Annotated in this window: 10 protein-coding genes; 2 read left to right on the plus strand and 8 right to left on the minus strand. The window is 75.2% G+C overall.

The window, feature by feature from the left end; genetic code table 11:
- Positions 1-104: 104 nt before the first annotated feature.
- On the plus strand, positions 105-3,254 hold the full coding sequence (locus tag O7628_RS24430) for a BTAD domain-containing putative transcriptional regulator (protein WP_278133996.1): 3,150 nt from the start codon (positions 105-107) through the stop codon (positions 3,252-3,254).
- An 82-nt stretch (positions 3,255-3,336) separates the two neighbouring features.
- Positions 3,337-4,206: an NAD(P)-dependent oxidoreductase gene (locus O7628_RS24435; protein ID WP_278133998.1), complete on the plus strand. Its 870-nt coding sequence runs from the start codon at positions 3,337-3,339 to the stop codon at positions 4,204-4,206.
- A gap of 67 nt (positions 4,207-4,273) precedes the next feature.
- Here O7628_RS24435 and O7628_RS24440 read toward each other — a convergent pair whose 3' ends face one another.
- The 8 genes from O7628_RS24440 to O7628_RS24475 all read right to left on the minus strand — a co-directional run bounded on the left by O7628_RS24440 (position 4,274) and on the right by O7628_RS24475 (position 12,337).
- A complete protein-coding gene (locus O7628_RS24440) occupies positions 4,274-5,218 on the minus strand; it encodes a GNAT family N-acetyltransferase (protein WP_278133999.1) in 945 nt (314 codons plus the stop codon).
- Entirely contained in the window at positions 5,215-6,054 is an 840-nt protein-coding gene (locus O7628_RS24445) for a fumarylacetoacetate hydrolase family protein (RefSeq protein WP_278134001.1), read from the minus strand. The genes O7628_RS24440 and O7628_RS24445 overlap by 4 nt, the downstream gene beginning before the upstream one ends.
- A gap of 63 nt (positions 6,055-6,117) precedes the next feature.
- Positions 6,118-7,197 (minus strand): hydroxyacid dehydrogenase, encoded by a 1,080-nt coding sequence (locus O7628_RS24450; RefSeq protein WP_278134003.1) that lies wholly within the window; start codon positions 7,195-7,197, stop codon positions 6,118-6,120.
- A complete protein-coding gene (locus O7628_RS24455; protein WP_278134005.1) occupies positions 7,181-8,188 on the minus strand; it encodes a hypothetical protein in 1,008 nt (335 codons plus the stop codon). The genes O7628_RS24450 and O7628_RS24455 overlap by 17 nt, the downstream gene beginning before the upstream one ends.
- Positions 8,189-8,190: 2 nt before the next feature.
- On the minus strand, positions 8,191-9,213 hold the full coding sequence (locus O7628_RS24460; RefSeq protein ID WP_278134007.1) for an NAD-dependent epimerase/dehydratase family protein: 1,023 nt from the start codon (positions 9,211-9,213) through the stop codon (positions 8,191-8,193).
- Positions 9,214-9,218: 5 nt separating this feature from the next.
- A complete protein-coding gene (locus tag O7628_RS24465) occupies positions 9,219-10,112 on the minus strand; it encodes a carbohydrate ABC transporter permease (protein WP_077937264.1) in 894 nt (297 codons plus the stop codon).
- A 46-nt stretch (positions 10,113-10,158) separates the two neighbouring features.
- The gene (locus O7628_RS24470) at positions 10,159-11,010 is read right to left on the minus strand and encodes a sugar ABC transporter permease (RefSeq protein ID WP_278134009.1); all 852 of its coding nucleotides are present in this window, start codon (positions 11,008-11,010) and stop codon (positions 10,159-10,161) included.
- A 91-nt stretch (positions 11,011-11,101) separates the two neighbouring features.
- Positions 11,102-12,337 (minus strand): sugar ABC transporter substrate-binding protein, encoded by a 1,236-nt coding sequence (locus O7628_RS24475; RefSeq protein WP_278134011.1) that lies wholly within the window; start codon positions 12,335-12,337, stop codon positions 11,102-11,104.
- Positions 12,338-12,352 lie beyond the last annotated feature (15 nt).

Consider the following 12,352-nt stretch of genomic DNA (forward strand, 5'->3'; position numbering starts at 1 on the left):
CTCCTCCCACGAGGCTGCGGGGGCGGCCTTGCCATCGGCTAGCCGTCCGATAGCCACCCAGGTGTGGACGAATAAAATGTGATCGATCTATCACTGGGGGTTGCATGAGATGGCGCCTGCTCGGCCCGGTCGAGGCCGTGGCGCGGGGCGAGCGGGTGCCGTTGGGCCGGCCCCAGCAGCGCGCCGTGCTGGCCTACCTGCTGCTGAACGCGAACGTGCTGGTGTCGGCGGACCAGGTGGCCGAGGCGCTGTGGGGCGGGGCGCTGCCCGCCCGGGCGCGCGCGCAGGTGCAGGTGTGCGTCTCCCGGCTGCGCCACCTGACCCGCGCGGCCGAGCTGCCGGAGACGATCTTCTCGGAGGCCGGCGGGTACCGGCTCGACCTCGACGACGACGACCTGGACGCGCGGGTCTTCGCCGGCCTCGCCGCGGACGCCCGCCGGCACGCCGACGCCGGCGAGCACGAGCCGGCCGCGACCCTGCTGCGCCGGGCGTTGGCGCTGTGGCGCGGCCCGGCGCTCGCGGGCGCGTCGGCCGTCTTCGTGCCGGGGGCCGCCGCCAGCCTGCACGACCGGCGGCTCGCCGCGTCCGAGGAACTGTTCGACGCCGAGTTCGCGCTCGGCCGGCACGCCGAGGCGGTGGCGCCGCTGCGCCGGCTGGTGGCCGCGAACCCCTGCCACGAGGGCCTCGTCGTGCGGCTGATGACGGCGCTGACGGGGGCGGGGCACCAGGCCGAGGCGCTGCGGGTGTTCGAGCGGACCCGCCGCCGGCTCGCCGACGAGCTGGGCGTCGAGCCGGGAGCCCGGCTCGCGGAGACCCACCTGCGGGTGTTGCGGCAGCAGTTCCCGCCGGCCCGGCCCGCGCCCGACGCCCGGGACGGCGGGCCGGCCCAGCGGCCCGTCGGCCGGCACACCGGGCCGGCCCCGCGCCCGGCCCAGCTGCCCGCCGGACTGTCGACCTTCACCGGCCGCGCCGACGCGCTCGCCGACCTGGACGCGATGCTGGACCGGGCCCGGCGCAGCGACGCCCTCGCGGTCGTCGCGATCGTCGGCACCGCCGGGGTCGGCAAGACGGCGCTCGCCGTCCGGTGGGCGCACCGGGTGCGGCCCCTGTTCGGTGACGGGCAGCTCTTTCTCGACCTGGCCGGATACTCGCCCGGCGCGCCGCTCGCGCCGCTGGACGCGTTGTCGCGTTGCCTGCGCGCGCTCGGTGTGCCGCCGGCGCAGGTGCCCGACGACGTCGACGAGGCGACGAACCTCTACCGGAGCGTGGTCGCCGACCGGCGGGTGCTGTTCGTGCTCGACAACGCCCGGGACACGGCGCACGTCCGGCCGCTGTTGCCCGGCGGCGCCGGCTGCCTGGTCATCGTGACCAGCCGGGGCCGCCTCGGCGGACTGGCCGCCCGGCACGACGCGCAGCGGTTGTCGCTGGACGTGCTCGCGCCCCCGGAGGCGACCGCGCTCCTGGCCCGCGTCATCGGCGCGGACCGGGTCGTCGGTCAGGAAGCCGCGCTCGCGGACCTGGCCCGGGACTGCGCCCACCTGCCGCTGGCGCTGCGCATCGCCGCGGCCGACCTGCAGACCCGTCGGCACGAGACGATCGGCGACTACCTGACCCGGCTGCGCGCCGGCGACCCGCTGACCATGCTGGCCGTGGGCGAGGACGAGCAGATCGCGGTGCGGTCGGCGTTCACCGCCTCCTACCGCACCCTGCCGCCACGGCTCCAGCGGCTCTTCCGCCTGTTCGGCCTGCTGCCCGGCGCCGACGTGACCGCGGAGTCGGCCGCCGCGCGGATGGGCTGTGCGGCCGGGGAGGCGGCCGGGATGCTCGCCAGCCTCGCCGACGCGCACCTGGTGCACGAGCGGACGCCGGGCCGCTTCGGCACCCACGACCTGCTCGGCCGTTACGTCGCCGAGCTCGCGGCGCAGGACGACAACCGGCGGACGCTGGGCGACCTGCTCTCCTGGTACCTGTTCAGCGTGCACTCCGCGGCCGACCGGCTGTGCCCGCAGGTGCTGCGCGTGCCCCTGCAACTGCCGGTCCCCGCCCGCCCCATGCGGTTCGCCAGCCACGTCGACGCTCTCGCCTGGCTCGACGCGGAACGGCACAACCTCGTCGCCGCGACCCGGCACGCGACGCGCCAGGGACTGCACGCGTACGCCTGGGCGCTGGCGGACGCGCTGCGGGGATACCTCTGGCTGGGCATGCACACCGCGGAGTGGTCCGAGGTCGCCCGGCTCGGCCTCGCCGCGGCCCAGGCCGCGCGCCACGAGCAGGCCGAGGCGGCGGCCCGGCTGAGCCTCGCCGCCCTGAACTGGCGGCTCGAACGGTTCCCCGAGGCGACCGACGACTACCGGCTGGCGCTGCGGTCGGCGAACCGGTCGGGCTGGCACGACGGGCAGGCGGCGGCGCTGGGCAACCTGGGGCCGGTCTTCCGGATGACCGGCCAGCCGCGCGAGGCCCTGCGGGTCATGGAGCAGGCGCTGGAGCTCAACCGGCGGATCCGCCGCACCGCCGGCGTCGCCGTCAACCACAACAACCTCGGACTGGTCTGCGCCGACCTCGGGCGGCTCGACGAAGCCGCGAACCACCACCACGCGGCGCTCGCCCTGGCCGACCAGAACCGGTCGGTGTTCAGCCGCGCGCTCATCCTGAACAACCTGGGCGCGGTCTACCACCTCCTCGGCCGCTTCGACGAGGCGTCGCGGACGTTGACCACCGCGGTGGAGCTGCACGAGCAGACGGGCAGCCGGGGCCGCGCCACCGCGCTGTGCGCGCTGGCGCGGGTCCACCACGACCGCGGCGACGACGCGCGGGCGGCGGCGCTCGCACGTCAGGCGCTCGACATGGCGCGCGAACCGGCCGAGCCCCGGCTCGAAGCGGTCGCGCTCCACGTCCTGGGCCTCGTCGGCGGGCACGTCGGTCTCCTGCTGGAGGCGCTGACGCACGCGCGCGCGTCAGCGGACCGCTACATCGAGGCCGACATCATCGTCAGCCTCGCCGAACTCGACGAGCCCGCGGCGCTGTCCTGGTGCCACGCGGCGCTCTCCGTCGCGCGGCAGTGCGGCTACCGGCTCCTCGAAGGCCGGGCGCTCGCCGCCCGCGCCGCCGCCGCGTACCGGGCCGGCGACCCGGACGCCGCCTGGCACAGCGCGCGGCTCGCCGCGCAGTGCCACGCCGCGACCGGCCACCGGCCGGGCACCGAGCGGATCGAGAAGCTGCTCGCCGTGCTCCCGACGGTCACCTCGCCCGGCTAGCCGTACCGGGAGGGCCCGGAGCCGCCCTGCGGGTCGCGTCCGGCGCGACCGACGGGGACCGGCCGTAGGCAAGGATGGGTCCATGACCGAAAAGTTGACCGTCAGCGTCCTGGGCACGGGCATCATGGGTGCCGCCATGGCCCGCAATCTCGTCCAGGCGGGGCACGCCGTGCGCGTGTGGAACCGGTCTGCGGAGAAGGCGGCGGGGACCGGCGCGACCGTGGCGGACTCGCCGGCCGACGCCGTCCGCGACGCCGACGTGATCATCACGATGCTGTACGACGGCGGCACGGTGCGCGACGTGATCGGGCAGGCCGCGCCGGGGCTGAGGGCGGGCGCGCTCTGGTTGCAGACGACCACCGCGAGCCTGGGCGACGTGGCCGGGCTCGCCGCGACCGCCGCCGAGCACTCGGTGGCCTTCTACGACGCGCCGGTGCTCGGCACCCGGCAGCCGGCCGAGGCCGGCCAGTTGACCGTGCTCGCCGCCGGGCCGCACGCCGGCCGGGAGCGGCTCGCCCCGGTGCTCGACGCGATCGCGGCCCGGGTGGTGTGGCTGGGCGAGGACGGCGCGCGGGGCGACGGCACCCGGTTGAAGCTGGTGGCCAACAGCTGGGTGCTCACGGTGACGCACGGCGCGGCGGAGATGCTCGCGCTGGCCGGGGCGCTCGGCGTCGACCCGGACCGCTTCTTCGAGGTGATCGGGGGCGGCCCGCTCGACATGGGCTACCTGCACGCCAAGGCCAACCTCGTGCGGCAGGGCCGGCTGTCGCCGGCGAGCTTCGCGGTGGAGACCGCCGAGAAGGACGCCCGGCTGATCGTCGCGGCGGGCGAGGACCACGGCGTACGCCTCGACGTGGTGGCCGCCGGCGCGGAACGGTTCCGGCGGGCGGCGGCCCAGGGGCACGGTGGGCAGGACATGGGGGCGTCCTACTACGCCAGCTTCACCCCCTGACCCGGCAACCGCCCCGCGCGGCGGCCCGGACGAGGTCGACGGCGGCGGGGCCGGGTGTGGCGTGCCGTCACAGGTAGTCGGCGGGCCAGTGGAACGCCCCGGGCGCCGCCGTGATCGCGGCGACGTGGTCGGGTGTCGCGTGGACCGGCCGGACCATTCCGGTGGTGTCGGCCTCCGCCGCCGGGGCGGCCAGCAGGCACGGCAGCGCGGCGTCGATCGCCGGGTCGGCGGGCAACCGGGCCACGCAGTGCCGCACGTCGCGCGCGGCGGCGGCGCGGGCGACGGCGCGGAACAGGGCGGGCAGGGCGTCCGGCCGGTCGGGCAGGGCGGCGGCCTCGACCACCCGGACGCGCCCGGGAGCCCAGGTCGCGGCCAGGTAGCCCGCCACCCGGCCCCCGTGGCGGGCCACCAGCAGTTCGGTGGGCGGGGAATACCAGACCGGCACCCGGAGCCGCCAGTCGTCGGCGTTCCGCACGGTGCTCAGCGGCCGGTCGGCGTTGAACGCCGCGTGCACCGGGGCCAGCTCCGCCCAGTCCACCCCGGGTTCCGCCCGCACGGTCCAGCCCGCAGGTGGGGCCGTGGCGGTGGCCGCCGCCGGCCGCCCGGCCGGGTAGCGCAGGGCGAAGGGCCGGTAGCCGCTGGACGCGTACACGCCGGGCGTGCCGGTGAACAGCAGCGACCAGGCGCAGCCGTCCGCGGCCATCGCCGTGACGGCCAGGTCGAGCAGGCGGCGGACGTGCCCGCGCCCCCGCGCCCGGAGCCGGGTGGCCACGTTGGCGACGCCGCCGACCAGGTCGACGCCGCCGGCGGCGTCCCGGATCCGGCGGGGCAGGTAGTAGACGGCGGCGACGACCGTCCCGGCCTGCACCGCCACGAAGGTACGCGGAAGGCGGCCGGGGTCGCCGGACCACAGCCGGACGACGTGCGCGTCGTCGAACGCCTCCGCCCAGGTGGCGTGCAGCGACGGCACGTCCGCCGCGGTGGCCGGACGGTACGCGACCGGGGCGGTCACGCCGGTGCGAGTTCGGTGCGCTGCCGGCCCAGTCCGTCGATCTCCATCTCCAGCACGTCGCCGGCGGCGAGGTAGGGGAACCGGCCGGAGAGCGCCACCCCCTGCGGGGTGCCGGTGTTGACCAGGTCGCCGGGTTCGAGCACGGTGAACTGGGAGAGGTGCCAGATCAGGTACGCCACGTCGAAGATCATGTCGGTGGTGCGGGAGTCCTGCCGTGGCGCGCCGTTGACCCACGAGCGCAGCCGCAGCGCCTGCGGGTCGCCCACCTCGTCGGGGGTGACCAGCCAGGGGCCGAGCGGGTTGAAGGTCTCGCACGACTTGCCCTTGGCCCACTGGCCGCCCGGGTCGGCGAACTGGTAGTCCCGCTCGGAGACGTCGTTGGCGACCGCGTATCCGGCCACGTGGTCGAGGGCTTCGGCGGGGGAGTCGAGGTAGCGGGCGCGCCTGCCGATCACCACGGCCAGCTCGACCTCCCAGTCGGTCCTCGTCGAGCCGCGCGGGATGAGCACCGGGTCGTACGGGCCGACGACGGTGTTGGGTGGCTTGTGGAACAGGATCGGCAGCTCGGGCGGGGCGACGCCGGATTCGGCGGCGTGCGCGGCGTAGTTCTGCCCGATGCAGAGCACCGCGCCGGGGCGGGCGATCGGCGCGCCGACCCGTTCCCCGGTCACGTCGAGACGCGGCAGCGGGCCGGCCGCCCGCACCCGCGCCACGGGGTCCCCGGCGAGGAACGCCGCGTCGATGTCGGCGGTGACCCCGCTCAGGTCGAAGTGGTCGGTGCCGTCGAACAGCACCGGCCGTTCGGCGCCGACCGGGCCGATCCGCATGAACTTCATGGTGTCCTCTCCAGATGGTGCGGCGGGCCCCTCGACGGGCCCCGGTGGGGGTGGCCGCGCCGGTCAGCCGGTCCGGGCGAGCAGCTCGGGCGTGACCGCGTGGGCGAGGGGCCGCCCGCTGGCGTACCGGACGATCTCGTCGACGACGATCTCGCCCTGACGCCGGCGGCCCTGCACGGTGCCGGCGGCCTGGTGCGGGGTGAGCAGCACGTTGGGCAGCCCTCGCAGGGGATGGCCGGTGGGCAGCGGCTCCTCGTCGAAGACGTCCAGCGCGGCGTCGATCCGGCCGCGGGCCAGCTCCGCGACGAGCGCCGCCTCGTCGACCAGCCAGGACCGGGCGGTGTTGACCAGACCGGCGCCGTCGGGCAGCAGCGCCAGCTCGCGGGCGCCGAGCAGGTGCCGGGTCTCCGGCAGGGTCGGCGCGTGCAGCGCGACGATGCGGCTGCCGGCGAGCAGCTCGTCCAGGCCGACCAGCCGGACGCCGAGCCGGGCGGCGTCCGCCGGGTTCAGGGTCGGGTCGCAGACGCTGACCTCCGCGCCGAGGGCACGGACCAGTTCCAGGTACGCCCGCCCGGTGCGGGACGCGCCGACGACGCCGACCGGGCAGCCGAGGATCTCGTGCCGGGGCGGCGCCTGCTCCGCCCGGTGCCACCCGGCGCCGGCGTGCAGGGCGTGGTCGAAGCGGGGCGTCTGGTGCAGCAGGGCCAGGGTGAACGTGAGGGCGGCCTCGGCCACCGACCGGGCCATGCCCTGCCCGGCCTGGGTGACCGTGACGCCGCGGGCGAACAGCTCGGCGGTCACGAACGGCTTGACCGACGCGCCGGTGTGCGCGACCAGCCGCAGCGCCGGGGCCCGGTCGAGCAGGGCCGCGTCGAGCCGTGGCACACCCCAGGAGGTGACCAGCACCTCGGCCCGGGCCAGCACCGACGCCAGGTCGACGCCGGTGAGCGCCGCGTGGTCGTCGACGAGGGTGGCGTCGGTGGCCGCGGCCAGCCGGTCGCCGACCCGGTCGGGGAAGAACTGGGCCCGCAGCGCGGCGGACACGCTGACCACGGTGACCGGGCGGCGCGCGCCGGTGGTCGGGGTCACCGCCGGGCCGCCCGCCGGCCCGGCGGCTGCCCGCTGCTCACCGGAGCCAGCCATCGCGGTGCTCCGCGACGAAGTCGTCGTCGGTCAGCCACGGGTAGGCGGCGCGCACCCGGGTCAGCTCCTCCGCCTGGCCGGGCGACAGCCCCTCGGCCGGGTCGAGGCACCACACCCCGTCGAGCAGCCCCTGCCGGCGCAGCACCTCGTGCACCCCGGCGATGCAGCCGTGGAAGCCGTTCGCGGCGTCGAACACGGCCGCGTTCGCGTCGGTGACCGCCGCGCTCCGGCCGGTCAGCTCGGCCAGCGCCGCCGCGTCGCCGTCCCGGGCCGCCCGGGCCCGGGCGAACAGCCCGACGGCGGCGCGGGTCCACACCGCCCACTGGCCGAGCAGCCCGCCGACGAACCGGCGGCCGGCGAACTCGCCGAGCAGGTCCCCGACGATGTGGTCGTCGTTGCCGGTGTAGAGGGCCACCTCCGCGCCCCGGTCGGCGGCGGCGATCCCGCGCACCGCCTCCAGGGTGCGGTACCGGTCGAACGGGGCCAGCTTCACCGCGACCACCGACGGCAGGTCGGCGAACGCGCGCCAGAAGGCCGGGGACAGGCGCGGCCCGCCGATGGCCGGCTGGAGGTAGAAGCCGACGACCGGCAGCACCTCGCCGACCGCCCGGGCCCGCCGGAGCAGGTACGCCTCGTCGGCCCCCGGCACGACGGGGGACAGCAGCACGGCGTGGTAGCCGAGGCCGGCGGCGAGCTCGGCCTCGGCGACGGCCTGGGCGGTGTCACCGCACGCCCCGGCGACCTTCACCACGGGCCGCCCGGCCTCGGCGTCGACGGTCTCGGCGGCCAGGGCGAGCACCGGCCGCAGCAGGCCGGCCTGCCGGATCGTGAACTGGGTGGTGTGCACGCCGACGGCGAGGCCACCGGCCCCGGCGGCCAGGTAGTAGCGGGTCAGCGCGCGCTGCCGCCGCTCGTCGAGGCGGCGGTCGGCGGTCAGCGCGAGCGGGTGCGCGGGGATGACGGTCCCCGCGCGCAGCAGGTCCAGGGACACGGTCAGAACCTCCCGTCGCGGACGGCGAACTTGGTGGGCTTGCCCGAGGTGGGCAGGCCGGCGGCCAGCCAGTCGGCCTGCCAGTCGATCAGGGTGCCCAGCGCGACGTCCGGGTAGCCGAACAGCGCGTGGCAGCGGGTGGCGTCGTTGAGCAGCGCGGTCGACGCCTCCGCGCCGGTGTAGCCGACCGGCCGGCCGAGGCGCTCGCCCATCCGGGCGGCGATCCGGCGCACCGGGGCGGTCTCCGGGCCGGTCAGGTTCAGGGTGAACACGTCGCTGCGGGCGTGCCCGAGCGCGCGCAGCGCCACCTCGTTGGCGTAGCCCTGCCAGACCACGTTGACGTGGCCGGTGGTGACGTCGACCGGCTCCCCGGCGAGCACCGCGTGGCCGATGTCGGCGAGCACGCCGTAGCGCAGGTCGACCGCGTAGTTGAGCCGCAGCACCGCGACCGGGGTGTCCCGGGTGGCGGCGGCGTGCGCGAACACCTGCTCGCGGCCGAGGCAGCTCATCGCGTAGTCGCCGAGCGGCCCGGTCGGGTCGGTCTCCACGCAGCCGCCGGTGCCCACCGGCACCATCGGGTAGACGTTGCCGGTGGAGAAGGCGGCGATCCGGGCCGCCGGGTAACGCCGGGCCACCGCCGCGGGCAGCACCGCGTTGACCACCCAGGCCAGGTAGGGGGCGCTGGCGGTGCCGAACTTCGCGCCCACCATGAACACCACGTCGGCGGCGTCGGGCAGCCCGGCCAGGTCGCCGTCGCCGAGCAGGTCGAACGCGACCGGCTCCACCCCGTCGGCGGCCAGCGCGTCGGCGGTCGCCCGGTCCGACCAGCGCGACACCGCGTACACCCGGTCGCCGGTGCGGCCGGCGGCGTCGAGCCCCCGGCGGGCCAGCCGGCACAGCGACGGACCCATCTTGCCCCCGGCACCGAGGACCACCAGGTCGCCGGCGCCGCCGGCCAGGTCGGCGACGAGCGCCGCCGAGGGCCGGGCGAGCCGCTCCTCCAACTCGGACTGACTAGTGAACACTGCACTCATCCCTTGATTCCGGACATCGTGACGCCCTCGGTGAAGTACCGCTGGCCCACGAGGTAGGCGGCGAAGATCGGCACGAACGCGACGACCGAGCCGGCGAGCATGACGTTGAGCGGCACCTGCTCCTTCTGGAGGGAGGCGATGCCGACGGTGAGGGTGCGCATGTCCCCGCTCTGCCCGATGATCAGCGGCCAGAGCAGGTCGTTCCAGTGCCACAGGAAGACGAACACGCCGAGGGTGGCCAGGATCGGCTTGCACAGCGGCAGCACGATCCGCACGAACATCCGCCACTCGGACGCGCCGTCGATCTTCGCCGCCTCGAAGAGCTCGTCGGGCAGGCCTTGGATGAACTGCCGCATCAGGAACACCGCCTGCGCGTTCGCCAGGGTGGGCAGGATCAGCCCCCAGTACGTGTCGACCCCGCCGACCTTCGCGATGAGGATGAACGTCGGGATGAGGGTGACGTGGTACGGCACCATCACCATCGCCAGGAACGACCAGAACATGGTCTCCCGGCCGGGGAAGCGCTTCTTCGCGAACGCGTACCCGGCCATGGCGGCCAGCAGCAGCACCGCGACGACGCTGACCACCGAGTAGATGGTGGTGTTCAGCAGCCAGCGCAGGATGTCCCGCGAGTCGAGCACCGTCGCGTACGCGTCGAACTCGATCGGCCAGGGCAGCAGGCTGCCCGGGAACTCGACGGCAGCGGCGGGCTTGAGGCTCAGCACCACCATCGCGTAGAACGGGAACAGCGTGACCACGCTGGCCACGGCGAGCAGCACGTAGCGCAGCACGACGCCGCCGGGCCCGGGTTGCAGGGCCCGGTACGAGCGCCGCCGGCGGCGCGGCGGGGGCGCCGGGGTGGGCGCGGGGGCGGTGGTCGTGGCGGTCACGTGTCCCTCCCGAGGGTCAGCCGCTGGATCAGCGCGACGACCAGCGTCAGCACGAACAGGGCCACCCCGATCGCGCTGGCGTAGCCGAGGTCGAAGTACTTGAAGCCCTGGTCGTACAGGGCCATGACGAGGGTGTAGCTGGCGCGGGCGGGCCCCCGCCGGTCATCGCGTACACCAGGTCGAAGACCTGGAACGAGGCGGTCGTCTCGATCACCAGCAGGAAGAACAGCACGGGCTTGAGCTGGGGCAGCACGATCCAGCGGAACCGCTGCCACGGGCCGGCGCCGTCGGTGAGCGCGGCCTCCTCCTGCTCGCGGGGCAGGTCCTGGAGGCGGGCCAGCACGATCAGCATGCCGTAGCCGAAGTGCGACCAGACGCCGACCAGGGCGAGCGCCGGCAGCACCAGCGTGCTGGAGGCCAGCCAGGAGCCGTCGGGCAGGCCGACCCAGCCGAGGATCCGCGACCACGGGCCGTCGGAGGAGAACACCCAGGAGAAGATCGTGGCGACCAGCACCAGGCTGGTGACCACCGGCAGGAAGAACACCGACCGGAACAGGCCGACGCCGCGGAAGCCGCGCCGGACCAGCAGCGCCAGCCCGACCGACGCGGCGACGGTCAGCGGCACGTACAGCACGGTGTAGCCGGCGGTGACCCGCAGCGCCTGCCAGAAGACCGGGTCGTCGGCCAGCCGCCGGGCGTTGTCGAGGCCGGTCCACTCGGCGTCGCCGCCGATCGTGTAGTCCATGAAGCCGAGCACCAGGCCGGCGATCGCCGGGCCGAAGCGGAACGCCAGGAACAGCAGGAACGCGGGGAGGACGAAGAGCAGACCCCATCGTGCCTCGCGCCGGGCGATCACCCGCCGGGCTCTGCGGGCCGGCAGCTGAGCAGGTACGGCCATCTCGCCATCCTCTTCGCAGATTCGACACCGGCCGGTCGGGCCGGTGTGGTGGTGCCCGGCCCGCCGCCGCACCGCGGCGGGCCGGCGGGGCTCAGAGCAGCGCGTCGGCGGCCTTCGCCGCGTCGGCGAGCGCCTGCTCCGGGGTCTTCTTGCCGATCAGGGCGGCCTGGATCTCGGGGGCGAGCACGCCCATCACCTCGCGGCTCTTCTCGTGGAGCGGGCCGACCGTGGTGGCGCCCAGGGTCTTCTCCATCTCGGTGCTCACCGGGTCCTGCGGGTACAGCGACCCGGCGGAGGTCTTGGCGGAGAAGTAGCCGCCGGCGACGTCGTACGCGGAGGCGACCGCCGGCGCGGTGACGAAGGTGATCCACTCGCCCGCGGCCTTCTTGGCCTTGCTGCCCTTGAGGATCGACAGGCTGCCCACGGTGCCGTAGCCGACGCTCTTCACGTCGCTCAGCGGCGGGAAGATCTTGATGTTCTCCTTGCCCCAGAACTGCTCCACGTCGGCGGGGACGTGCTGCCAGGTGCAGGCGACCTTGTTCTTCGCCACGTTGGTCTGCTCGAACGCCGGGATGCTGGTGATCAGGTCCTTCTGGACGTAGCCGCCGTCGACGAGCTGCTTGAGGAAGGTCAGCGCCTTGACGCCCTCGGGCCCGGCGAAGGCCACGGACGTGCCGTCGGCGGTGAACACGTCGCCCCCGGCCTGCCAGAGCAGCGGGTAGAAGGACTGGTTGAGCGTGGCGCTCGGGTCGGCGTAGTAGTTGGTGGCGTCGAAGCCCTTCGCCTTCAGCTTCGGCGCGAGGGCCAGCAGGTCGGCCCAGGTCTTCGGATACTCGGTGAGCCCGGCGGCGGCGAACACCTTCGCGTTGCACATCAGCGGGTTGCTGCTGGTCAGCAGCGGCGCGCCGAGCATCTTGCCGTCGAGGGTGACGGCGGTCCGGACGTTCTCCCGGTAGTCGGCCTTCGCGTCGGCGGGCAGGTGGTCGTCCACCGGCTCGATCATCTTCTGGAACTTCCCGAGCTGGTCGGGGATCAGGTAGACGACGTCCGGGCCCTTGCCGCCGGCGATCGCCGCCGTCAGCGACTCCTCCCGCTTGGCCCACGGGAAGATCTCGACCTTGACGTCGACGTCGGGGTGGTCGGCCTTGAACGCGGCGACCTGCTTGTCCCAGAAGCCCTTGTGGGTGGCCTCGTCGGGGACCACCGGGTAGATCCACATGGTGACGCTCTGCCTGTCGCCGCCGGCCTCGGAGCCGCCGCCGCAGGCGGTGAGCAGCCCGGCCGCCAGCGCGACGGCCGCGACCGGTGCGAACCTGCGAAGTCTCATCTGTGCGTTCCTCTC

This window comes from Micromonospora sp. WMMD956, from assembly GCF_029626125.1.
GTDB lineage: Bacteria > Actinomycetota > Actinomycetes > Mycobacteriales > Micromonosporaceae > Micromonospora > Micromonospora carbonacea.

Bases quoted from the DNA above. Each gene is read 5' to 3' on its own strand.
- O7628_RS24430 (WP_278133996.1), top strand. From the start codon at position 105: ATGAGATGGCGCCTGCTCGGCCCGGTCGAGGCCGTGGCGCGGGGCGAG.
- O7628_RS24435 (WP_278133998.1), top strand. From the start codon at position 3,337: ATGACCGAAAAGTTGACCGTCAGCGTCCTGGGCACGGGCATCATGGGT.
- O7628_RS24445 (WP_278134001.1), bottom strand. From the start codon at position 6,054: ATGAAGTTCATGCGGATCGGCCCGGTCGGCGCCGAACGGCCGGTGCTG.
- O7628_RS24450 (WP_278134003.1), bottom strand. From the start codon at position 7,197: ATGGCTGGCTCCGGTGAGCAGCGGGCAGCCGCCGGGCCGGCGGGCGGC.
- O7628_RS24470 (WP_278134009.1), bottom strand. From the start codon at position 11,010: ATGGCCGTACCTGCTCAGCTGCCGGCCCGCAGAGCCCGGCGGGTGATC.
- O7628_RS24475 (WP_278134011.1), bottom strand. From the start codon at position 12,337: ATGAGACTTCGCAGGTTCGCACCGGTCGCGGCCGTCGCGCTGGCGGCC.